The organism is Pseudomonas sp. m6p (assembly GCF_055760375.1).
The window spans coordinates 4,452,595-4,475,111 of sequence record NZ_CM147084.1 but is presented as its reverse complement, the minus strand read 5'-3'; the positions used below and the strand labels follow the sequence as shown (position 1 = coordinate 4,475,111).

18 protein-coding genes are annotated in these 22,517 nt (G+C 56.5%); 6 read left to right on the top strand and 12 right to left on the bottom strand.

What is annotated here, in order from left to right; genetic code table 11:
* Positions 1 to 10: 10 nt before the first annotated feature.
* Entirely contained in the window at positions 11 to 229 is a 219-nt protein-coding gene (locus ACYZUM_RS20265; RefSeq protein WP_169922028.1) for a helix-turn-helix transcriptional regulator, read from the top strand.
* 126 nt (positions 230 to 355) lie between these two features.
* The gene (locus ACYZUM_RS20260) at positions 356 to 1,711 is read left to right on the top strand and encodes a replication protein (protein ID WP_169922027.1); all 1,356 of its coding nucleotides are present in this window, start codon (positions 356 to 358) and stop codon (positions 1,709 to 1,711) included.
* 283 nt (positions 1,712 to 1,994) lie between these two features.
* Here the strand turns inward: ACYZUM_RS20260 and ACYZUM_RS20255 are convergent, their stop codons facing one another.
* The 5 genes from ACYZUM_RS20255 to ACYZUM_RS20235 all read right to left on the bottom strand — a co-directional run bounded on the left by ACYZUM_RS20255 (position 1,995) and on the right by ACYZUM_RS20235 (position 5,603).
* A complete protein-coding gene (locus ACYZUM_RS20255) occupies positions 1,995 to 2,315 on the bottom strand; it encodes a hypothetical protein (RefSeq protein WP_169922026.1) in 321 nt (106 codons plus the stop codon).
* A 2-nt stretch (positions 2,316 to 2,317) separates the two neighbouring features.
* Positions 2,318 to 3,934 (bottom strand): P-type conjugative transfer protein TrbL, encoded by a 1,617-nt coding sequence (gene trbL, locus ACYZUM_RS20250; protein WP_169922025.1) that lies wholly within the window; start codon positions 3,932 to 3,934, stop codon positions 2,318 to 2,320.
* Positions 3,935 to 3,936: 2 nt separating this feature from the next.
* Positions 3,937 to 4,122: a hypothetical protein gene (locus ACYZUM_RS20245; protein WP_053932020.1), complete on the bottom strand. Its 186-nt coding sequence runs from the start codon at positions 4,120 to 4,122 to the stop codon at positions 3,937 to 3,939.
* 2 nt (positions 4,123 to 4,124) lie between these two features.
* Positions 4,125 to 4,862, bottom strand: a complete 738-nt coding sequence (gene trbJ / locus ACYZUM_RS20240) for a P-type conjugative transfer protein TrbJ (protein WP_473061366.1) — start codon at positions 4,860 to 4,862, stop codon at positions 4,125 to 4,127.
* 375 nt (positions 4,863 to 5,237) lie between these two features.
* Positions 5,238 to 5,603 (bottom strand): TraK family protein, encoded by a 366-nt coding sequence (locus ACYZUM_RS20235; RefSeq protein WP_169922024.1) that lies wholly within the window; start codon positions 5,601 to 5,603, stop codon positions 5,238 to 5,240.
* 285 nt (positions 5,604 to 5,888) lie between these two features.
* Here ACYZUM_RS20235 and ACYZUM_RS20230 point away from each other — a divergent pair, with 285 nt between their 5' ends.
* Positions 5,889 to 6,263 (top strand): plasmid mobilization protein, encoded by a 375-nt coding sequence (locus tag ACYZUM_RS20230; protein ID WP_169922023.1) that lies wholly within the window; start codon positions 5,889 to 5,891, stop codon positions 6,261 to 6,263.
* A 103-nt stretch (positions 6,264 to 6,366) separates the two neighbouring features.
* Positions 6,367 to 11,223, top strand: coding sequence for a DEAD/DEAH box helicase (locus ACYZUM_RS20225; protein ID WP_169922022.1), 4,857 nt, complete (start codon positions 6,367 to 6,369; stop codon positions 11,221 to 11,223).
* Between the two features lie 398 nt (positions 11,224 to 11,621).
* Here the strand turns inward: ACYZUM_RS20225 and ACYZUM_RS20220 are convergent, their stop codons facing one another.
* Positions 11,622 to 13,010 carry a hypothetical protein gene (locus ACYZUM_RS20220; RefSeq protein ID WP_473061132.1) on the bottom strand — a complete coding sequence of 463 codons (1,389 nt, stop codon included), beginning with the start codon at positions 13,008 to 13,010 and terminating at the stop codon, positions 11,622 to 11,624.
* A gap of 287 nt (positions 13,011 to 13,297) precedes the next feature.
* Here ACYZUM_RS20220 and ACYZUM_RS20215 point away from each other — a divergent pair, with 287 nt between their 5' ends.
* Both ACYZUM_RS20215 and tadA read left to right on the top strand, forming a co-directional pair.
* A complete protein-coding gene (locus ACYZUM_RS20215) occupies positions 13,298 to 14,674 on the top strand; it encodes a multicopper oxidase family protein (protein ID WP_473061131.1) in 1,377 nt (458 codons plus the stop codon).
* Complete coding sequence (gene tadA / locus ACYZUM_RS20210) at positions 14,674 to 15,168, top strand: tRNA adenosine(34) deaminase TadA (protein WP_473061130.1); 495 nt, start codon at positions 14,674 to 14,676, stop codon at positions 15,166 to 15,168. Before ACYZUM_RS20215 ends, tadA begins: the two co-directional genes overlap by 1 nt.
* A gap of 81 nt (positions 15,169 to 15,249) precedes the next feature.
* Here tadA and cmoB read toward each other — a convergent pair whose 3' ends face one another.
* The 6 genes from cmoB to ACYZUM_RS20180 form a co-directional block, all read right to left on the bottom strand.
* Positions 15,250 to 16,206, bottom strand: a complete 957-nt coding sequence (cmoB, locus tag ACYZUM_RS20205; protein WP_473061129.1) for a tRNA 5-methoxyuridine(34)/uridine 5-oxyacetic acid(34) synthase CmoB — start codon at positions 16,204 to 16,206, stop codon at positions 15,250 to 15,252.
* On the bottom strand, positions 16,203 to 16,982 hold the full coding sequence (cmoA, locus tag ACYZUM_RS20200; protein WP_473061128.1) for a carboxy-S-adenosyl-L-methionine synthase CmoA: 780 nt from the start codon (positions 16,980 to 16,982) through the stop codon (positions 16,203 to 16,205). Before cmoA ends, cmoB begins: the two co-directional genes overlap by 4 nt.
* 208 nt (positions 16,983 to 17,190) lie before the next feature.
* Positions 17,191 to 17,826, bottom strand: a complete 636-nt coding sequence (locus ACYZUM_RS20195; RefSeq protein WP_473061127.1) for a lysoplasmalogenase — start codon at positions 17,824 to 17,826, stop codon at positions 17,191 to 17,193.
* A gap of 2 nt (positions 17,827 to 17,828) precedes the next feature.
* Entirely contained in the window at positions 17,829 to 18,221 is a 393-nt protein-coding gene (locus ACYZUM_RS20190) for a protease inhibitor I42 family protein (RefSeq protein ID WP_041071863.1), read from the bottom strand.
* Between the two features lie 215 nt (positions 18,222 to 18,436).
* The gene (gene lon, locus ACYZUM_RS20185; protein WP_041071865.1) at positions 18,437 to 20,854 is read right to left on the bottom strand and encodes an endopeptidase La; all 2,418 of its coding nucleotides are present in this window, start codon (positions 20,852 to 20,854) and stop codon (positions 18,437 to 18,439) included.
* A gap of 832 nt (positions 20,855 to 21,686) precedes the next feature.
* Entirely contained in the window at positions 21,687 to 22,052 is a 366-nt protein-coding gene (locus ACYZUM_RS20180; RefSeq protein ID WP_047296289.1) for a DUF6124 family protein, read from the bottom strand.
* Positions 22,053 to 22,517 lie beyond the last annotated feature (465 nt).

Below are 22,517 nucleotides of genomic sequence, written 5' to 3'. Positions count from 1 at the left end.
GGGCCTAGCTATGAATTCTTCGAGCAAAAAACTCATCGACAAAAAGACGCTACTGGCGATGATCCCGCTATGTGAGCGCACGATCTATAACTTTGAAATGAAGGGCAAATTCCCACGTCGCATTACGGTGAGTAGCCGCAAGGTCGTGTGGGATTTGGCCGAGGTAGAGGAGTGGATTGATACGTGCAGGGAGTCTGGCCCCGCTCCTAGGCCAGGAATGGCAGTCTGAGCGGTGAGGGTCAGGCCTGAGACAAGGTCGATATCGTGTCCTTACTCAGACACTGCAAGCGCTCTGGTACAGCTGAATAGCGTAAGTTCACAGCTTGCGCTTTTAAGTTCTCAGGACGAAGCGCAGATGTACCACGATAGGGCCAGAGCCGGTTTTTTTTCGTTGCTCGTCGACTCCCGAGGTGAAAAGCGCCAGTCTTCTCATCGTTTGACTGATATGCCAAAAGTGCTCAGTTTGTTGGACAAAGAACGTGACACGTGGATGTCCCAAGCAGAGTTCATCCGACCCAATAGACGAGTCGTTAATCTCCTGCGACTTGGTCTGCTGTTCACCGACCTCGACACCTATCGCGTGCCCGGACTAACGGGGCGTACGCCTGATCAACTGGCCGCGTCGGTCCTATACTTCTGCGCCGAAGAGGGCTTGCCGCCGCCGTCGGTGCTGATCTACAGCGGCCGGGGCATTCAGGCCAAGTGGCTGCTGGATGGCACGATTCCACGACAGGCCCTGCCCCGCTGGAACGCCTGCCAACGCTACCTTGTGGATCGCCTCGCGCACGTCGGGGCCGACCCGATGGCCAAGGATGCCAGCCGCGTGCTGCGCACCGTCGAGACGGTCAACAGCAAGAGCGGCGAAGTCTGCCGCGTGGTTCATGTCCAGAGCGGCCACGATGGCCAACCGATCCGCTACAACTTCGAGTATCTGGCCGAGGCCCTGCTACCGGCAGCCCGATGGACTATCGAGCAGCAACGGCAGGAGCAACAGAAACAGGCCGAACAGCGCGCAACGAGAAAGCCTTTCCTTTTGGTGCCCGGCAGCAAAGCTGACAATCTGCGCGGGTTTTCCGGCCGACAGCTCGCGTGGGATCGGCTGGAAGACCTGCGCAAGCTGGCCGAGCTGCGCGGTGGTGTCGGTGAAGGCAGCCGCATGCAGCACCTGTTTTGGCGATTGAATTTCCTGCTGCTGTCCGGGGCGACCAACAGCAAGCAGATGTACCACGAAGCGGCCGCGCTGGCCCGCGAACTTGATCCGCAGTGGAATAGCCGCTCGAAAGAGCTTATGACCCTGTTCAGCAAGGCCAAAGCCTATGAGGCCGGGGAGAAGGTTAGCTTTGGTGGCAAGGACTACGCGCCGCTGTACACGCCGAAGAATGATACCCTTATCAACTTGTTCGGGATCACTGCCGACGAACAACGCCAGCTCAAGACTATAGTCAGTCGGGTCGAGGCTGCTGAGCGCGATAGGAGGCGCCATGAGCTTCGGAGGCGAGCTGCCGGTTCTGTAGACCGAGAAACCTACCTTGAGGCTGCCAACGCTAAGCAGGCGCAGGCGCAGGCCCTCAGACGCGAAGGCCTGAGCGTGCGAGCCATCGCTAAGCGAATGGCGGTGTCCGTGGGGGCCGTCTCGGGCTATCTCAAAGCTCCGGACGTAGAGTGTTCAGAGTCCGTCCGTATTACTAATGGCGAAGCCCCCGCGCTTTGACGGCGGCCCGTCCAGGCCGATGGTCCAAGTGTTCAAAGTCCGTGCGTATTACTAATGGCAGAGCCTTCCGCGCGTTGAATCAAGGCTGTCTGGGGTCGTCGTTCTGAAGGAGTGCCAGTAGGGTGCAGGTCCGAAGTAATAGGCGGCATGGATTTCGAACTCCGGGGGAGATTGCGCTTACGTGCGGGGGCTGAAGGGGTGAGTTGAGACAAGTCCGTGCGTACTACTTGGATTTGGTGGCCCCAGGAAACAAACCCCCGCACTCTGGCGGGGGATTGTAGGGTCAGCGGTTGACGGAGGAGTCGAGCCTTTGGGCTTCCTGCGCCGCTCGGATCGCCGTCAGAACCTGCTGGTTCAAGTTAGCGTTAGTCTTGCTACCCAGCAAAGGCATACGATTCAGAGCCTGTGCCCCGACAAACATGCGATATGAAGCGGACATTGCGAGCGGCCTAACGCAAAGTTGCAACGCCGTGTACTGCCGATCCAACTTGTCTAGCTGCGGCCCGTAACCTTTGCTTCGCAGCCACCGGCCGAGTGCCCACATGCCAACGGCGAATGTAAAGGCGAATACTACGAATCCAGCGAACATCAGAAAGCCCATCATGATTATTTCTCCGTTTTTTCGTTGTTGGAGGCCGTACCCGGCACACTCAGCGAGGCTAGGCGACCAGTAGTAGGGCTTGCGTCTGAGGCTGGACGGATCACGTTGGAATCCCCCTGCTCGGAATCAGCGGCTAACTCTCCGCCGCTCTTTGGAGCGGCCGAATTGGCCTCGCTATTTGAAGGTGGGGTTGATCCAGCACCAAGGGATAGGCCGTGCGCATTCTCCATGCCCGGTACAGCCATTGAAGCCATCACCCCGAGCACCTTCGCACCTCCATTCGCCGCTTGAGAAAGGGAATTTCCCGACACTTCAGTACCCCTTTTGGGTGTCTCTTGTTGTTTGTCTTTGTCTTTGTCGTCGTTGTCTTGCACTACCTTTCCAGCCTGCTTGGCGGCCTGCTGCACGCCGCTGTTAGGTGGCTGGGCAGGGCTGGGCGTCGCTTTAGTGGTACCGCCACCTACGCTCGAACCTGCTGGTGTAGAGACTTTGATGGTTGCAGCGCCACCAGTACTGGCACCCACTCCAGAGGACGCGGCGTTGCCCATTGAAGCCGCTGCACCGATGCCGGAGTTTGCCGCACCGGCAAAGCTGGAGTTGATAGAGTTAGCCAATCCTCCGCTACCAGCCGCCCCTGCGGCACTTGCACCACCACCGGCAGCGCCAAGCGCACCAGCTGCGGCGGGCGCAGCGGCACCGGCCGTGGCCATGGTGGCGACTGCGGCAGCAGCACCGGCAGCGCCAGCCGCTGCCATTGCGCCGATGGCCGAACCTCCACCCATTGACGTGCCGCTGATCATCCCGCCAATCAGTTCGGGAATAGTTTTGGTCAGGTAGGCGCATACCAAAGCCAAACCTGCCAATGTCATCAGAGATGCTTCGTCATTGGTATAAGCCGCTAACCAGGACTTAGCCGACGTGACAATAATTCCTACGATCAAGGTTAAGACGAACAGCTTGGCACCTACTGCGACAACGAAGCGGAGTGGTGCAATTGCAAAATCGCGTGTCCATTGTGAACCACCGAAACCGAAGAACAGTACGGAGGCATTAATGATGACGTACGACTCTACAAGCGTCACAAACATAAATGCCGCGATAAAGGCGAAGCACAGTAAAACCAAGCAGCCAACAAGCGCGATAAGAATTGCTTTACCCGGAGAAAAAAGTGAAATGCCTTCCACGATGGTGCGTGAGAAGTTGACCGCCACCGCGAACATATCACCGGGCTGAAGCGCACGGCCCAAACCGCTAGCCGTGCCCGCAGCTTCTCGAAAACTGTCCACTACGGCTGTCGCCCATGGCACGGAATGCTCAATGACTGCGTAGAAAAAGCCAATGACCATGAAGAAGCGGATCAGCTCGCCGACAACTTCGCCTAAGTCAGCTTGTCTCATCACTAATGGCATGAACGTCCAAACCAATTGGATGAGAGCGAGAGATGCCAGTAATTTGAGTGCATAGCCCTGTAGCCGTGGCGACCATTCACTTGCGGCTTGATAGAGCATCCGCAAAAGCCCGTTCATTTCATTGCTTTGAGTTACATCTCCTGCTGCCATCGCGCTACCGGTCGAAAGCAAGAGTATTGCAATAACCAGTGCTACAAATGCTGAGCGTTGCATAGTTAGAAATCCTCAGACGGGCCCCAGTTGTTTTTCCGTGCTTCAAAGTTCTTATCCGTGTCTGATTGCATCGACCGCTCAACAGCCACGCAATCGGTGCGGATAGAAACAATGAATCCAGATAGAGCAGAGCCTCCAAGAGCAGAGGCGATGCATAACCCAACGATCAGATTTTTGGATATGAACATGGTTAGAAATCCTCGGAAGGCCCCCAGTTATTTTTACGGGCCTCAAACTTTTGCTCGGCGGCTTCGCTAGCAGCCTTCCGGTCGCCCTGCTGAGCCATATAGTTACCTTGCATGGTTATTTGCGTGGCCAGTAGATCGCGCAGCTTTTGCAACTGCTGAACGTTCTGAGAGGCTATCTCGTTGCCTGCCTGAATGGCCTGCATCCGGCCCACGGCCGACTGTGAGCGAGCCACCATGTGATCGAGCTGGGTATCCTCAGACTCGAAAGTGCTGGTGTTGAGGTTCGCCGCCTCAAGCGCCATTTTCACGCTGTCGCGGTTTTGCTCTGACCACTTCTGATAGCGCTCACCCGACGGTACTTCTGCCGAGTTTGCAGCTTGATTCAGGTAGGATTGAAAGCCGGGAAAAGCCGTATTGAACTGCGAGTCCATGTTCTGGATCTGGCGGCCTAGAGACTGCGAGCGGGTGTAGATGTGGGCCACTTTTTTGAGATCGGCCGCGACGCTGCCGAACATTGAGCTAGGCAAGCCGGTGCCTTGAGTGACCATGTTCTGATACTGCTGAATTTGCGTCTGTAACGTCTCGGCGGTGTTCAAGGCGGTATTAACGGCCTCGACGTACTCGAACATCTGCTGATAGAACGTCGAGCAGTTCGAGCAATAGATTGCGTAAGCACGGGCAGGGGAGATGCATACCATCCCTACAAAAACGGCTCCGAGAATCTTGGCGCTGTTGGCCATTTGGCGAATAAGCTTCCCGAGCGCATAAGCGGTCGTTCTATGCGGGGTATTAGCTGACAGCGTTCTGTCTTTGATGGGCTTTGAGATTATTTGGTGCATATGCCGACCTCAATCAGTCACTATTATTCGTGCTTGATCGTGCCCCGATATGCCGGTTGCATCGATGGAATGATTGGCTAATTAGGTTGACATGGAGGATGCCGATTTGGCGGCGAATGCCGATGAGGTTTCCTAGAAAACTCTCAAAGAACCGACGGAATGTGATTTTCAATCAGTCGGCGTCGCATGCTGGGGGGGGGCAAATCTTTGCGTCGTTAATGGCCGTGTACGCTTGAGAGAGGCGAGGTCGCTGAAGCTCTCGGACATCCACCAATGTTAGATCAGGTCGTCACGATTGTTGCCACTGTTAGGATCATGCCTGAACCCAGGTTGACGCTTTGACATGGTGCTTGGCTGCACCGTCACGCCAGACTGCGTTTGTTCTACCAGTGGCGTCGTAGAAAGTAGTGTCTCTTCTGCAACCTTTGGGCGCTGATCTCCGCGCTTGGTCGGCGTGCGGATGTATTTTCCGACATATCGGGCGAACTGGCTGTAGCTCAGACCAGTTTTATCCCCACCGTGGTTCTCGTACACGACCGTCACCGGCCACCCCGCCTGGATCAGGCTACGGAATTCCTCAAGACGCGCTAAAAATGCGACCCGGCCAGCACCTGTAAGCCCTTTTTTTGGTGTTTTTGTCATCGCAGAGTCCGCCTAAGCATGGTTGCGCAAGTATGCGCATAAAGTTGCATATTTTACATGCGTAATCTAGCGTAGACATGCGTAAGTATGCTTATGATCGCTCCTTCTGAGCTGTTCGCATAGATACGCATATGTTTGCGCCTAGCTGGACGGCAAGATGTGTGTTTGTAGCTACACGGCTTCGCCCTTCCTCTACAAACACCGCCACCTTACTCACCTGCGGTTCGACGGCATCTTGCTCTGCGAGGCCATCAATCGCTGCCGCGATCCAAGAAAGGAGGAGCCATGCCAAAACAAAGCGACACCAAAAAGGAGGGATTGAACCGCGACCGCACGCTTCGGTTTCGCGTGACTGCTGTTGAAGAAGCAGAAATAGAAAGCCGCGCCCGCAACGCTGGGCTTTCCCTATCTGCTTTACTGCGGGCGGGAGCTCTCCACCATCCGATCCGTTCGGTCGTCGATCTCAAGGCGGTGGCTGATCTAGGCAGGATCAATGGCGACTTGGGACGGGTCGCTGGGTTGTTGAAGCTCTGGCTTGCGGAGAAAAACGGCCAGGGAGCAAGCGCAGTCGAGGTCGAGCAGATGATGATTGAGTTTCGTGAGTTGCAAGCGGCTATTCGAGAAAAAATGAGCGCTGTCGTTTTTCCTCGAAAATCGTAAGGGCTCATGGCTGAAATCTCTGGATTGTGCAATCCAATTCAGTATCAGCAGTTGCTAGAATGGCGATTTTTTATTCTGTCAGCCGCTTTGAAAGGAATTGCATATGTCGGCCCTTGCCGCGCTTCTGGATTTGTATCGTTCGACCTCAGTCACTGAGCGCGAGAAGGGCACCTACTTTGAGGAGCTGATCTGCGTCTACCTACGCAACGAAGCGACCTACCGTGATCTGTACGACCAGGTGTGGACGTACGCTGATTGGGCCAAAGAGCAGGGCTTGAGCGGTAAGGATGCAGGCATTGATCTGGTAGCGCGCACTCAGGGCACAGGCGAGTACCACGCCATCCAGTGCAAGCTGTACGCCGAAGACTACAAAGTCCAGAAGAAGGACATCGACAGTTTCTTCACCGCTTCGGGTAAAGCTCCGTTCTCGCACCGCATCATCGTTACGACCACCAACAACTGGAGCGAGCACGCTGAGGATGCTTTGCAGGGCCAACATCTTTCGATCAACAAGATCGATCTGCAAGCCTTGGAAGACAGCCAGATTGACTGGGCCAAATACCAGTCCAGCAAAGCGGTTGCGCTCAAATCCAAGAAGCAACTGCGTGAACACCAGCAGACGGCATTGAATGCTGTCGCCGCAGGCCTCAAGGATGCTGAGCGCGGCAAGCTGATCATGGCTTGCGGCACTGGCAAAACCTTTACCAGTTTGAAGATTGCTGAGCACCTGGCTGGTAAGGGCAAGCGTGTGCTGTTTTTGGTGCCTAGCTTGTCCCTCCTGTCGCAGACACTCACAGAGTGGACGCAGGAAACTGTAATCCCGCTGCACAGCTTCGCAGTCTGTTCCGACAGTGACGTAGGCAAGAAGCGCAAGGCCGAGGATGACGCGGTTCAGGTGTTCACCCACGAGCTGCGCTACCCGGCCACAACCAAAGCGGACCGTCTGGCAGCAGAAATGCTCAAGCGTCATGACGCTGAGCACATGAGCGTGGTGTTCTCCACCTATCACTCTATCGATGTGATCAGCCGTGCCCAGCATGAGCATGGCTTGGCTGACTTCGATCTAGTCATCTGCGACGAAGCTCACCGCACCACAGGTGCGACCTTCGGTGATGACGACGAAAGCAATTTCGTACGGATTCACGATGGTGCCGATATTCGCGCTGCCAAGCGCTTGTATATGACAGCCACGCCACGTATCTACGGTGACAGCGCCAAGGTCAAGGCAGAGTCCGGTGAGGTCACGCTTTGCTCGATGGATGACGAAGCCCTTTACGGCAAGGAGTTGTTCGTCATCAACTTCTCCGAGGCTGTCCAGCGTGGCCTGCTCACGGATTACAAGGTACTGGTACTCACCGTCGAGGAGAGCACCATCAGTCGCCGCCTTCAAGACATGCTGAAGGACGAGAACAACCAGCTCAAAGTAGATGACGCGGCCAAGATCGTCGGTTGCTGGAAGGCGCTGGCAAAGCAGGGCCTACATGAGCAGCTAGTCGGTGATGATGAACCGATGAAGCGTGCTGTCGCGTTCTGCCAGGTCATTTCGCCTAATTACAAGGGCACCAAGCATAAGGTCAGTTCCGTCAACATTGCAGACATGTTCCAGTCGGTCGTGGAGGCTTATCAGGAGTCCGAGGAAATTGACGAGGCTGCGCGGCTGACCTGCGAGGCCGAGCACGTAGATGGTGGTATGAATGCCAGCCAGAAGGAAGCCAAGCTGAAGTGGCTGAAGGCTGAAGCACCTGCCAATACTTGCCGGATTCTCAGCAACGTGCGCTGCCTGTCTGAGGGCGTGGATGTGCCGGCATTGGACGCGGTGCTATTCCTAACTCCGCGTAACTCCCAGGTAGATGTGGTGCAGTCCGTAGGCCGCGTGATGCGTAACGCACCGGGCAAGAAACGTGGTTATGTCGTGTTGCCGGTAGTTATCCCGGCGGGCATGGAGCCGCACGAAGCGCTCAACGACAACCAGACCTACAAGGTAGTCTGGCAGGTACTTCAGGCGCTGCGTTCGCATGACGACAGCTTCGACGCCATGGTCAACAAGCTCGATCTGATTGGCTCTGACCCACGCAAGATGGAAGTTATCGCCATCACCGACAAAGCCGAGAAGAAGGCCAAGAAAGCCTCTGGAACCAGCAACAGCAAGGCCGGTAAAGGTCAGTACGGGATTGGTACCAAGAACCATGATGCTCCCGGCCAAATGACCCAGCAGGGTGATCTGGTCTATGAAGTCGGCGAAATCGAAAAGGCCATCTACGCCAAGATCGTCGATAAGTGCGGCAACCGCCACCACTGGGAGGATTGGGCCAACGACATTGCCAAGATCGCCCGTACCCACATCGACCGTATCCAGGGCATTCTGGAGAACCCGGAATACACCAACGAAAAAGCCACTTTCGAGGCCTTTGCCGCCGAGCTACGCGACGACCTCAACGACAGCATCACCGATGGCGAGATTGTCGAAATGCTCGCTCAGCATCTGGTAACCAAGCCAGTGTTTGATGCGCTGTTTGATCAGTATAGCTTTGCCAGCCACAACCCCATTTCCAAGGCGATGCAAGGCGTGCTGGACGCGCTTCATGAGCACCACCTGACCAAAGAAGCAGATACTCTGGAGAGGTTCTACTCCAGCGTGCGCCAACGCGCAGCGGGCATCGACAACGCCCAAGGCAAGCAGAAGATCATCGTCGAGCTGTACGACAAGTTCTTCCGCAACGCCTTTCCCAAAATGACAGAGCGCCTCGGTATCGTATACACCCCGGTTGAAGTAGTGGACTTCATCCTCCACAGCGTGAATCACCTGCTGAAGCAGGAGTTCGGCCAGACCCTTGGCAGCAAGGGCGTTCACATCATTGACCCCTTCACCGGCACCGGTACCTTTATTACCCGCCTAATCCAATCTGGGTTGATTAAGCCGGACGAGCTTGCGCACAAGTACCAGAATGAAATCCACTGCAACGAATTAGTGCTGCTGGCCTACTATATTGCGGCCATTAATATCGAAGCGGCCTACCATGACGAGGTTCTTGACGAATACACCCCGTTCGAAGGCATCTGTCTAACCGATACCTTCCAGATGTATGAAAAGGAAGATCTGGTTGATACCTTATTGGTTGATAACAGTGCTCGCCGCAAGCGACAGAAAGAGCTGAATATTCGGGTGATTGTGGGCAATCCACCATATTCGGTCGGGCAGGGAGATGCAAACGACGGAAATAAGAATGTATCTTACACTGTGCTGGATAAAAATATTGAATCTACTTATGCCGTGCGTTCGTCTGCAAGACTAACAAAATCTCTGTACGACAGTTATATTCGAGCTATTCGCTGGGCGACAGATCGTGTTGGTGATGCGGGGATTATTGGGTTTGTTACCAATGCGGGCTTCCTTGAGTCAAATTCGGCAGATGGGCTTCGCAAATGTTTAGCGGATGAATTTTCTAGCCTGTATATCTTCCATCTGCGAGGTAATCAGCGCACTTCAGGTGAAACTTCTCGCAAGGAAGGGGGCAAGATTTTCGGTAGTGGCAGCCGTGCCCCTATCGCCATATCAATATTGGTCAAAAATCCGGACGCGCAGGCTTGCGGTCAAATCTACTTCCATGACATTGGGGACTACCTCAGCCGCGAGCAGAAGCTTGAAAAAATTGCTGATTATGCAAGTGTGCAAGGTATTGAACAATGGCAGAAAATTGTTCCGGATGAGCACGGGGATTGGCTGAATCAGCGTGATAACAGTTTTTCAGACCATATTGTATTGGGCGACAAGGGCAAGAGTGAAGCATCTATATTTTCCGAGTATTCAAGCGGGGTAAAGACCAATCGCGATGCGTGGTGTTACAATTATTCAGATATTTCGTTAGCTGAAAATATAAAAAGAATGATTGAAAATTACAATTGTGAGGTGGATCGTTTCTCTGGTGACAAGAAAAATGCTACCCTGGCGATTGATCGGAATCCTGAAAGCATAAGCTGGTCTGATGACTTGGTTAGTGAGTTGGTCAAGGGTAGAAAGCTTGAATTCAATGAGCGTGCAATTGTTCCGGCGTTGTATCGTCCCTTCTCAAAATGCTGGCTTTATTTTGATAAAAAACTAAATAACAGTATCTATAAGATACCTGTTATTTATCCGGCTTCTTCTGTTGAAAATTTAACCATATGTATCCCGGGGAAAGGAGGGGATAAAGGGTTCTCTGCTTTGATTTCCAATTTGCCACATGACTTAAATCTCGCTCCTGGAATGGGTGGCTATCAAGGTTTCCCCTTGTATCTCTATGATGGAGCTGCTCGCGCCTCAAAAAACGATCTTTTTGACGAGCCAATTGAAGGTGACATGCGCCGCCGCGATGCCATCACCGATGTTGGCCTAGCTCACTTTCAGGCAGCCTATCCCGGTGAGCAAATCAGCAAAGAAGACCTGTTTTACTACGTTTACGGCATCCTTCACTCGCGTGATTATCGCGAGCTCTATGCGGACAACCTGAGCAAGGAGCTGCCACGTATCCCGGCAGTGAAGAAAGGCACCGATTTCTGGGCCTTCAGCAAGGCTGGTCGCGCTCTGGCCGGCCTTCACCTAAACTACGAAACCGTCGAGCCCTACCCGCTTACCATCGAGACCAAGAGCACGCTCACCGACGCCGATTACCATGTAGAGAAGATGAAGTTTGCCAAGAAGGGCGATAAGACTACCGTCATATACAACCAACGTATCACCCTGAAAGGCATCCCCGAGGCTGCCTGGGACTATGTGGTTAATGGCAAGTCCGCCTTGGACTGGGTTATGGAGCGCCAAGCGGTACGCCCCGACAAGGCCAGCGGCATCGTTAATGATGCGAATGATTGGGCTGTCCAGACCATGGGTAATCCCAAGTATCCGCTGGAGCTGTTCCAGCGAGTGGTGACCGTGAGCCTCAAAACCCAAGACATCGTGAACGGTTTACCGGCTCTTGATATCTGACCATTGAGCGTGTGATGCGCTGGATTGAGTGCAGAGGTAGCGATGAAAGACCGTAGTCACGATGAGGCAATGTCAGAGCTTTTCCAGGCTGAACCGGCGTACGCGGCTGAGCTGTTGGCCGAGGTTATTCGTGACGGGGATGCTGATGAGTTGGCGATCTTGGAGCGGCAGCTATCGGCTGCCTTTGCAGCGAGCAGCTCTGAGTCCGCGTCTTGACCGATTTCTGGCTCTGCATGGCATTTTTCATGGCCTTATTTTTCGCTGTGGTTTGAATGTGTTGATTTATAAGGCCTGGATAGGTCCATTGATAATAGAGTGGGAATGATCCTGCGGGTCGTTTCGTGGTGAACAAAAAAGGCGCTTAGGCGCCTTTTTTGTTGGGTGAGTGACTAGCGCGTTTATTGGAAATCCAAATTTTCGTCGTATTGATGCACGCTGCAAATTTTTAGGATGTTTTTCCGTGCGTCTGTGAGGTCTTTAAACGCATTTGCTCGCCTTTTATAACTCGAGTTGTTAGAGCGCATAGAGAGTGTGATATCTAACTTTCTTAATGTTTGGTTCAAGTACTCATAGTTGTCTTTATCTGCGCGCACAAAAAATGTTGCAGTTTGTATTGTTGTGGCGTTTTTCGAAGTTCCGCTCGATTCCAGAAACTTTCGTGCGTAATTGATTGAGTTTAGTAGCGAGTTGAGGCGAAGCTCCATTGGACCAGGCCAATTGTTCGTGGCTGCTACCATCTTCGATATTTCTGTTTCCAATTTGTAGAGGTCGTCGAGAGGAAGGTCGCGATTGAATGGTCGGCGGGTGAACAGTGATCTGCCTATTATCATGTGATAGCAAGCTATAATTAAGTATGCTGTTAAAGCTGTAAAAAATAAAAAATATAAGACCAGCCACTCGGTTTCTATCATGTTGTTTTCTTTGTTTTCAAAAAGGCTTGCGGGATTCCTTGCTTGTGCTGGCGCGCTTTGTTTGTGTGGTTTAACCAACTCTTGTCCAGGAGCGCTTGTATTGGCGTTGGGCTGTTGTATTGGTTCAGATTGGAGGGCGGATATTGCTGAATGCACTTTATCGGTAGTCGTGCCTTCTTTTTGTGACTCAGGTTGCTTTAGCATCCAAATCGCTAAACAAGAAGCGACTAGGAGGAGGAATACACCGACCGCAAACCAAGAGCTTTTGTAGGTCGTCGAGCGTTTAGCAGCAACGTAAATAAAATACGCTCCTCCTGCGGCTGTCAATATCGATACCAACATGAATATGGCCAGCAGTACAGGATGATGAGTGGTTAATTTTGTTTTGAATAAGTCTTTGAAACTTAAACTAAAACTTTCAGGTGCATTTGCTGAAGTTGTCTCGGGAAGCGGTGCCTCTGTAGAAAGGGACTGAGGAGACACAGTCGTAGATGATCCCGGATGGAAACTTTGTGAGGGATGAACGTAGGTACCTTGAGGCATATTAATGGTGATAACCGGGGAACACACATGCGTAATGATTTGCATCTCAGGCTCGGCGGCAGATTCTCGTTTTGGCGCGGGCTTGGAGGTTGGCTTCTTTTTCTGAGGTGGAACAGGGCATGTGTTTTTTTTATCGGGCGACCCGATCATGTCGGAATTGACGAATGTGCCATCGCCGCCAAACGAGTCAGTATTTGAATAGTCTTGAGGCGTCACCGGTGCACTTGTGCTCAGTTCGAAACTAAACTCATCAGCCGTCGCAGCGGCGTCGAACAGCAATGGGCTACCAAGGATCGCCAGTGTGGCGATCACTATCAATTGACTGACTTTCAAGACGTCCCTCTCTTTTCATTCGTCAGAACGCGCGATTCACGCGATCAATATCCATTAACCCACGGTGACTGGCACGGTTAAGCATCTTGGCACGCAGGTCGCGCAGTCTAACCTTGTTGCATACGATTTTCATGAAGGAAGTGGCACCATAGTGGCACCTTGAGCGCGCTTTGGTGCAATGCCGGCCGTGCGACAACACTTCACTTAATCTTTCTCAATTGCAGGTGTATCGTATTTGCCTTTTGCGGGCCCGGTGCCCGCCGCAGATACGTGAGGTAGTTGAGTTCATGTCCTTTACCCGTCGCCAAATCCTCGGTGGCCTGGCCGGTCTTGTTGTCGTTGGTGTCGGAGCGGGAGGCGCGTCGCGTTACTGGCTGGGCAAGATGGCCGACGCCGACGCGGGGCATGACTATGAGCTGATCGCGGCGCCGCTGGACGTTGAGCTGGTGCCGGGGCACAAGACCGAGGCGTGGGCGTTCGGCCCGTCGGCGCCGGGCACCGAGTTGCGCGTGCGTCAGGGCGAGTGGCTGCGGGTACGGTTCATCAACCACCTGCCGGTGGCGACCACCATTCACTGGCACGGCATCCGCCTGCCGCTGGAGATGGACGGTGTGCCGTACGTCTCGCAATTGCCGGTGCTGCCCGGTGAATACTTCGATTACAAATTCCGCGTGCCGGATGCTGGCAGCTACTGGTATCACCCGCATGTCAGCAGCAGCGAAGAGCTGGGGCGCGGGCTGGTCGGGCCGTTGATCGTCGAAGAGCGCGAGCCGACCGGTTTCAAGTACGAAAAGACCTTGAGCCTGAAGAACTGGCACATCGACGAGCAAGGCAATTTCGTCGAGTTCAGCATCCCCCGGGAAGCGGCGCGTGGTGGTACGGCGGGACGCTTGTCGACCATCAATGGCGTGCCGTCGCCGGTGATCGAGTTGCCGGCAGGGCAGATCACCCGGGTGCGTTTGCTCAACCTCGACAACACCCTGACGTATCGCATCAACATCCCCGGCGTCGAAGCGCAGATTTATGCGCTGGACGGCAACCCGATCGAGCCGCGGCCGTTGGGCAAGGAATACTGGCTGGGGCCGGGCATGCGTATCTGCCTGGCGATCAAGGCGCCGCCGGCCGGTGAAGAATTATCGCTGCGCAACGGCCCGGTGCGTCTGGCGACCTTGCGCTCGGTGGCCAATAACGATGCGCCGACCGCGTGGCCGAAAGCCTTGCCCGCCAACCCGGTGGCCGAACCGGATCTGGCGAATGCCGAGAAACTCAACTTCAATTTCGAATGGGTCGGTTCGGTGTCGGTGAATGTCGACAACGGCAAGCCGCCGAGCCTGTGGCAGATCAACGGCAAGGCCTGGGACATCACGGACAAGACCTGCGCCGATCGGCCGATTGCCAGCCTGAAGCTGGGCCAGAGCTACATCTTCGAACTGAAGAACATGACCCAGTATCAGCACCCGATCCACTTGCACGGCATGAGCTTCAAGGTGATTGCGTCGAACCGGCACAAGATCACGCCGTACTTCACCGACACTTATCTGCTGGGCAAGAACGAGCGTGCGCAAGTGGCGCTGGTGGCGGATAACCCGGGGGTGTGGATGTTCCATTGCCACGTGATCGACCACATGGAAACCGGCCTGATGGCCGCTATCGAGGTGAAGTGATGCGCCAGATTCGCCCCGCCGCGATCATCGACCGCAGCCGTGACCGCGATTTCATGCGCGAAGCCCTGGCGCTGGCGGCACAAGGTGCGGCCCTCGGCGAAGTGCCGGTGGGCGCGGTGCTGGTTCAGGACGGCGAGATCATCGGTCGTGGATTCAACTGCCCGATCAGTACCAGTGATCCCAGCGCGCACGCAGAAATGGTTGCGATCCGCGCCGCCGCGCAAGCAGTGGATAACTATCGTCTGCCGGGCAGCACGCTGTACGTGACGCTGGAACCGTGCAGCATGTGCGCCGGGCTGATTGTGCATTCGCGGGTTGCTCGCGTGGTGTATGGCGCGCTGGAGCCCAAGGCCGGGATTGTGCAGAGTCAGGGGCAGTTCTTTACCCAGGGCTTTTTGAATCACCGGGTGCTGTATGAAGGCGGGGTGTTGGCGGAGGAGTGTGGGGCGGTGTTGACCGAGTTTTTCCGGGCGCGGCGGGCAAACCGGGATTAAGATCAAAAGATCGCAGCCTTCGGCAGCTCCTACAGGGATCGATGTAGGAGCTGCCGAAGGCTGCGATCTTTAGATTCTGCTTTATTTGCGAGCGACAATCACCGCCCGCATCGGCGCCGGCAGCCCTTCGATGGTCTTGCTGTGATCCTCGGGATCGAGGAAGTCGCTCAGCGACTGATACTTCATCCACTCGGTACCGCGCTGTTCTTCAACCGTCGTGGTGCTGACGTCCACGCAGCGGATGTCGGTGAAGCCTGCCCGGCGCAACCACAATTCCAGCGCTGGCACCGACGGCAGGAACCACACGTTGCGCATCTGTGCGTAGCGGTCTTCCGGCACCAGCACCTGATGTTTGTCGCCTTCAACCACCAGCGTTTCCAGCACCAGTTCACCGCCCTTGACCAGGCAATCCTTGAGCGCCAGCAAATGCTCGATCGGCGAGCGTCGGTGGTAGAACACGCCCATGGAGAACACCGTGTCGAAGCCTTCCAGGTTCGGCGGCAGGTCTTCGAACGGGAACGGCAGGTGCCAGGCATTCGGCTCTGACAGATAACGCTGCACCGCTTGGAACTGGCAGAAGAACAACCAGTTCGGGTCGACGCCGATCACGCTGTCGGCACCGGCGCCGAGCATGCGCCACATGTAGTAGCCGTTGCCGCAACCGACGTCGAGGATGCGTTTGCCCCTCAGCTCCAGGTGCGGGGCGACCCGCGACCACTTCCAGTCCGAGCGCCACTCGGTGTCGACGTGTACGCCGAACAGGTCGAACGGCCCCTTGCGCCACGGCGACAGGCCCATCAGCGCGGTGCGCATTTGCGCGCGGGTTTCGGCGTCGCAATCGGTGTCGAGTTTCAGGCCGTTGAGCAGATCGACTTCAGTCGGCTCAAGTTTCGGCAACGCGTCCAGCGCGCTCTGCCAGCGCTCCAGATCGCCGTGACCTTTCTCCATTTTCTTGTCGAGTTGCACTTGCAGGGTGTTGGCCCAGTCGGCCAGCGGTGTGCCGGCCAAACGGCGGGCGAGAGGGGACAGATCAATCATGGCAAGGCAATCAACGAGGCAAAGTTAAGACACTGGAACCACGGCACGACTTTCGAGAACCCGGCGGCCAGCAGGCGTTCGCGGTGTTCTTCGAGGCTGTCGGGCTTCATGACGTTTTCGATGGCGCTGCGCTTCTGGGCGATTTCCAGTTCGCTGTAGCCGTTGGCGCGTTTGAACGCGACGTGCAGATCGGTCAGCAGCGCGTGTTCTTCGGGATCGTTGAAGCGCAGCTTTTCCGACAGAATCAACGCGCCACCGGGCAGCAGCGATCGACGGATGCGCGACAGCAACGCGGTACGCTGCTCGGGCGCAATGAATTGCAGGGTGAAGTTCAGCGCCACCACCGAGGCCGGTTTGAACTCGAGCGCGAGAATGTCGCCTTCGATCACTTCGACCGGGAGCAGCTCCTGGAACATCGAATCCTGACCGTTGAGGTACTCGCGGCAGCGTTCGACCATCGCCGCCGAGTTATCCACCGCGATCACCCGGCAACCGTCGGTGCGCACGTGACGGCGCAAGGCTTGGGTCACGGCACCGAGCGAAGCACCGAGGTCGTACAGCACGCTGTTCGGTTGGGCGAATTGTGCCGCGAGCACGCCGAGGTTCTCGACGATGGTCGGGTAACCCGGCACCGAGCGCTTGATCATGTCCGGGAACACCCGCACCACGTCCTCGTTGAAGGCGAAGTCAGGCACCTGGGCCATCGGCTGGGCGAAAATGCGATCGGGTTCTTTGCTCACGGCGGTTCCGGCGGTGTCGATGGAAAAGGCCGGCATTTTAGCCAAAGTGGCGCAGGGATGCTTGGGTTGTCTGATAAAGCGCCGCACGCAAGCCTTAAGCACACACACCTGTGGCGAGGGAGCTTGCTCCCGCTCGGCTGCGCAGCAGTCGCAAAACCTGATTAAGAGATATAGCTGCAGTCGCGTGCACCGAGTTTGGGGTCGCTTCGCAACCCAGCGGGAGCAAGCTCCCTCGCCACAGGGGTTAGTGGGTTTTTTGGGAGAAAGCGGAGGCCGTGATCCCCCACTGCCCCAGCCAGTAACTGAGGATGATCACGTACGGCGCCGCGTGGAATGGCGATACGAAACGATCAATACCAATCACACTGTCCGAAAACACGAACGCCAGCGCACCCGCCGCCGCCAGCAGCGCCGAGCGCTTGGGCACGTCGGTGCCGAGGCGGGCAAGGGCGCGCCAGAGCATGGCGCTGATCGCGGTGCCATAGACGACCACCGGCACCAGCAACGGCCCCAGGCCACTGGAAATCAGCATCCCCAGCAGCACTGCGCCAACGCCGAGCGCCAGCAGCAGCGGTAACAGCGCCAGACGTTTGCAATCGCTGAGGTAAGCCTTGAGGTACGCCAGATGCGCCACCAGAAACGCCCCCAGGCCAAACACAAACAGATCCCCCGGCCACGCCAGCAACACGTCACCGAGCAGAGAAAAAATCAGACCGAGGCTGATCCAGCGCCGATAGTCGCTGGGCGGCGCATCGTGCAGCCAGCCGAGCAGCGCCAGCACCGGCAACGGTTTGACCAACAGGCACAGCAGCGCCGCATGGGTGCTGACGCCGTAGAGAAATGTCGCCGCGCCCATCAGCGCCAGAATCAGCCAGCCCACGATCAGTTCACCGAAATCGCGCAGTCGAAGGTTTCTGCCGGTTCAACTTCCGGTTCCCAAGGTTGCTGCGAGGTCAGGCGCAGGCGCCCGGTGCCGGTGGCGAAGGCCTGAAAACGCCAGGTGGAGAATCCGCCCGCACCGACCATCCCCGAGTCTTTCGGACTGCTGTAGACCTCGGGGCTGAGCGCGCGCAGTACGCCACCGGCCGAGTCTTGAATCGCCCAACGGTAACCGGTGGTGGGATTGCTCGGCAGCATCACAATCAGGTGTTGTCCGTTGGTGAGACGCACGGGGCATTCGCTCTGTTTTTCCACGGTCACGTTCTGTTTCGGTTGCGTGGCGCAGGCTGCCAGCAGAGAAAGGGCGAGGGGGATAAACAGGCGAGTGGGGGACATAGGCTCAGTGGCTCCGACGTTGACGACGAACGGCGAGCATAACTGAAGATGAGACAAAGTGTGACAGTCGGGCAGTCCAGTGTTATCAGAACTGACGCCATCGCTGGCAAGCCAGCTCCCACAGGGATTGTGGTGAACACAGGATTTGTGAACACCTCGAACACTGTGGGAGCTGGCTTGCCAGCGATAGCGCCAGGTCAGGCGCTAAAGCTCTGTCAGAACAGCACTTTCGCCACATCCGCAAAACGCTTGGCGAAGTGCACGGTAAGCCCTTCCTTCAGATAATCCGGCAATTCCTCGAAGTTGCCCCGGTTCGGCTCCGGCAGGATCAGTTCGAAGATCTTCTGCCGCCGCGCCGCGATGACCTTTTCACGCACCCCGCCAATCGGCAGCACGTGCCCGGTCAGGGTCAGTTCACCGGTCATCGCCACGCCTTTTTTCGGCGGCTGATTGCGGGCGAGCGAGAGCAGGGCGCTGGCCATGGTCACGCCGGCGCTCGGGCCGTCCTTTGGTGTGGCACCTTCCGGTACGTGCAGGTGGACGAAGGCTTCGTCGAAGAATTTCGGATCGCCGCCGAACGACTTGAGGTGCGAGCTGACGTAGCTGTAGGCGATTTCCGCCGACTCTTTCATTACATCGCCCAGTTGCCCGGTGAGTTTGAAACCGCGATTGAGCGTGTGAATGCGTGTGGCTTCGATCGGCAGGGTGGCGCCGCCCATGCTGGTCCAGGCCAGACCGGTGATCACACCGGTGCCGGACAGCACTTGTTCGTTGCGGAACACGGGATGACCCAGCGAGGCTTCGAGGTCTTTCGGCCCGAGCTTGATCACCGCTTTCGGGTCCTCAATCAGCTTCATCACCGCTTTGCGCACCAGTTTGCCCATCTGTTTTTCCAGCTGGCGCACCCCGGCTTCACGGGCGTAGCCGTCGATCAAGGCTTTGAGCGCGCTGTCGCTGATGCTCAGGCTGCCCTTGGACACGCCGGCCTTTTCCAGCAGCTTCGGCCACAGGTGGCGCTTGGCGATGGCGACTTTTTCTTCGGTGATGTAGCCCGACAGGCGAATCACTTCCATACGGTCCAGCAACGGCCCGGGAATCGAATCCAGGGTGTTGGCGGTGCACACGAACAGGACTTTCGACAGGTCCATGCGCAGGTCGAGGTAGTGATCGAGGAATTCGACGTTCTGTTCCGGGTCGAGGGTTTCCAGCAGCGCCGAGGCCGGGTCGCCCTGGTAGCTCTGGCCCATCTTGTCGATCTCGTCGAGCATGATCACCGGGTTCATCACTTCGACGTCTTTCAGCGCCTGCACCAGTTTGCCCGGCTGCGCGCCGATGTAGGTGCGGCGGTGGCCCTTGATCTCGGCTTCGTCGCGCATGCCGCCGAGGCTGAAGCGGTAGAACGGTCGGCCGAGGGATTCGGCGATGGATTTGCCGACGCTGGTTTTACCCACGCCCGGCGGGCCGACCAGCAAGACGATGGAGCCGCTGATTTCGCCTTTATAGGCACCGACCGCAAGGAATTCGAGGATGCGGTCCTTGATGTCGTCGAGGCCGGCGTGGTGTTTGTCGAGCACCTTGCGCGCGTGTTTGAGGTCGAGTTTGTCCTCGCCGTACACGCCCCACGGCACCGAGGTCGCCCAATCGAGGTAGTTGCGGGTGACCGCGTACTCTGGCGAACCGGTTTCGAGGATCGACAGTTTGTTCATTTCTTCTTCAAGGCGCTTTTGCACCTGCGCCGGCAGGACTTTGCCTTCCAGGCGTTGTTCGAACTGTTCAAGGTCGGCGCTGCGGTCGTCCTTGGTCAGGCCGAGTTCCTGCTGGATCACCTTGAGTTGCTCTTTGAGGAAGAACTCGCGCTGGTGCTCGCCGATCTTGCGGTTGACCTCGGCGGAGATTTCTTTTTGCAGGCGCGCGACTTCGACTTCCTTGCGCAGCATCGGCAGGACTTTTTCCATGCGCTTGAGCATCGGCACGCAGTCGAGCACTTCCTGCAGCTCATTGCCTGTCGCCGACGTGAGGGCGGCGGCGAAGTCGGTCAGCGGCGACGGATCGTTGGGGCTGAAGCGATTGAGGTAGTTCTTCAGCTCTTCGCTGTACAGCGGGTTGAGCGGCAGCAGCTCCTTGATCGCGTTGATCAGCGCCATGCCGTAGGCCTTGACTTCGTCAGTCGGCTCGGTGGGCTGGTGCGGGTATTCGACTTCAACGAGATACGGCGGGCGGTGGTGCTTGAGCCAGGTCTTGATGCGCACGCGGCTCAGGCCCTGGGCGACGAACTGCAGTTTGCCGTTTTCGCGGCTGGCGTGGTGCACCTTCACCAGCGTGCCGTATTCCGGCAGGGCTTTGGTGTTGAAGTGGCGCGGGTCTTCCTGGGGCGTGTCCATGAAGAACAGGGCCAGGGAGTGGTGTTCGGATTTACTGACCAGATCGAGGGTTTCGGCCCAGGGTTCTTCGTTGACGATGACCGGCAGCACTTGGGCCGGGAAGAACGGGCGGTTGTGGATCGGGATGACGTAGACCTTGTCCGGCAGGTTCTGGCCGGGCAGGGCGAGGCCTTTGCCGGTGGAATGGTGTTCGATGTGTTCGGCTTCGGTGTAGTCGTCGGGGTTGTCCGGGAATTCTTGCTGGTCGCTCATTGGGGCACCTGCGCAATGGGGTATGGGTCTTAGATGGGGCAGGCTTGGGGTGGTTTCAATGGGGGGCGGTGTTTCTGCTTGTGTGTTCAGGGTTTTGACAGGCGTCACGCTTTGGACTTGGCGGCCTTTGGGCCGACCAGGTTCTTGGGGTTTTGGGGGTATATCCGTTTTTTTGGTAACGGCGACTTAGGGTTTCGCCCTTACGGCGACTCACTTTTTTGACAAACGCCTCAAAAAAGTAAGCAAAAAAAGGCTTGCTCCTGCGTTCGGCCCGCTCGCTGGGGCTCGGGGTCCCTTCGCTGCGGGATTGATCCGGGCGCAGCGCCTACGGTTTGCTTCGCTGCACCTCCTCTCGCTGTGTTTGGCTGCGCCAAACGGTCGCTGCGCTCCCACCCCCGGATCAATCCCTCCACTCAGCCTTCCGACGTCGCCCGTGGATCAAGATCAAGAGCGGTACTCGAGCTTGCGCTCATTGTTTTGAGTGGGGCGGCTACGCCGCATGGGGCATGCACAAATCAAAACTGTGGGAGCTGGCTTGCCAGCGATGGCGGCCTGACAGCCGACCATGTTATGGCTGAATGCACTCAATTTACCTGTGGGAGATCAAGAGCGGTACTCGAGCTTGCGCTCATTGTTTTGAGTGGGGTGGCTGCGCTGCATGGGCATACATAATCAAAACTGTGGGAGCTGGCTTGCCAGCGATGGCGGCCTGACAGCCGACCATGTTCTGGCTGAATGCACTCAATTTACCTGTGGGAGCGAGCCTGCTCGCGAAAGCGGTGGGTCAGGTACCTTGAATATTGAATGTGCTGGCGCCTTCGCGAGCAGGGGATTAGTTGTGTGTTGGAGATTGCGAGATTTCGTGGTTATCCAGCACTCGGTTCACCGCCAGTTCGGCGAGCATGATGATTTGCTGAATGGCCAGTATCGTCCGGCGCTGCGGGATGTCGATGTACGCGGCGATGTCGCTGGTCATGAGGCTGGCTTGGGCCAGTGATTCGCAGGCGTGAACCAGCAGGCTTTCGTTGTCCATGTCCGGGGCGACCTGGAACATGCTGCTGGGTTTGTGGAATCTCACCGCGGCGGCGGAGGGTTTCAGGTAGTGATCCAGCGCACGCTCGGCGGCGTCGTGGAGTTTTTTTGAATCGAGGGATTCGTAGGGGGAGGTTTCGGGGGGATTCGGTGTGGGTTTGATCATGGTGAATTCTCAGTTGGTGAAGTGGAGCTACCTTCAATTGCCGCGACGCAATCTGAGGTGGCAGCTGTACGCGGGTTCGCGGACCGATAACTGAGGAATCGGCATACCCTCAAAGAAGGTATCCCGCGCACAGCCGCCATGACACAACCAACAGGCATCCGAGGTGCTGTCAGGTTGGCGATTATGCATCAGTTATCAGGCCGCGACGCCCGTTCGCTGAATTTGCAGCGACCCTCAGAGCCTATCCAGCCAACTTCCGAGGCACAACCGACGCGACCTGTCGGAAAACTCCGCGCAATCACCAGCATTTGTAGGACGAACACATTTCCCATAGACCAGCACATTTTCCTGTAGGAGCTGCCGAAGGCTGCGATCTTTTGATCTGGCTTTTAAAAATCAAAGTCAAAAGATCGCAGCCTTCGGCAGCTCCTACAGGGATATTGGGTGGGCACAAAAAAGGCGATG

Excerpts from the sequence above, each read along its gene's own strand:
- ACYZUM_RS20265 (WP_169922028.1), top strand. The coding sequence starts at position 11 with ATGAATTCTTCGAGCAAAAAACTCATCGACAAAAAGACGCTACTGGCG.
- ACYZUM_RS20260 (WP_169922027.1), top strand. The coding sequence starts at position 356 with ATGTACCACGATAGGGCCAGAGCCGGTTTTTTTTCGTTGCTCGTCGAC.
- ACYZUM_RS20255 (WP_169922026.1), bottom strand. The coding sequence starts at position 2,315 with ATGATGGGCTTTCTGATGTTCGCTGGATTCGTAGTATTCGCCTTTACA.
- trbL (WP_169922025.1), bottom strand. The coding sequence starts at position 3,934 with ATGCAACGCTCAGCATTTGTAGCACTGGTTATTGCAATACTCTTGCTT.
- ACYZUM_RS20245 (WP_053932020.1), bottom strand. The coding sequence starts at position 4,122 with ATGTTCATATCCAAAAATCTGATCGTTGGGTTATGCATCGCCTCTGCT.
- trbJ (WP_473061366.1), bottom strand. The coding sequence starts at position 4,862 with ATGGCCAACAGCGCCAAGATTCTCGGAGCCGTTTTTGTAGGGATGGTA.
- ACYZUM_RS20235 (WP_169922024.1), bottom strand. The coding sequence starts at position 5,603 with ATGACAAAAACACCAAAAAAAGGGCTTACAGGTGCTGGCCGGGTCGCA.
- ACYZUM_RS20230 (WP_169922023.1), top strand. The coding sequence starts at position 5,889 with ATGCCAAAACAAAGCGACACCAAAAAGGAGGGATTGAACCGCGACCGC.
- ACYZUM_RS20225 (WP_169922022.1), top strand. The coding sequence starts at position 6,367 with ATGTCGGCCCTTGCCGCGCTTCTGGATTTGTATCGTTCGACCTCAGTC.
- ACYZUM_RS20215 (WP_473061131.1), top strand. The coding sequence starts at position 13,298 with ATGTCCTTTACCCGTCGCCAAATCCTCGGTGGCCTGGCCGGTCTTGTT.
- tadA (WP_473061130.1), top strand. The coding sequence starts at position 14,674 with ATGCGCCAGATTCGCCCCGCCGCGATCATCGACCGCAGCCGTGACCGC.
- cmoB (WP_473061129.1), bottom strand. The coding sequence starts at position 16,206 with ATGATTGATCTGTCCCCTCTCGCCCGCCGTTTGGCCGGCACACCGCTG.
- cmoA (WP_473061128.1), bottom strand. The coding sequence starts at position 16,982 with ATGCCGGCCTTTTCCATCGACACCGCCGGAACCGCCGTGAGCAAAGAA.
- ACYZUM_RS20190 (WP_041071863.1), bottom strand. The coding sequence starts at position 18,221 with ATGTCCCCCACTCGCCTGTTTATCCCCCTCGCCCTTTCTCTGCTGGCA.
- lon (WP_041071865.1), bottom strand. The coding sequence starts at position 20,854 with ATGAGCGACCAGCAAGAATTCCCGGACAACCCCGACGACTACACCGAA.
- ACYZUM_RS20180 (WP_047296289.1), bottom strand. The coding sequence starts at position 22,052 with ATGATCAAACCCACACCGAATCCCCCCGAAACCTCCCCCTACGAATCC.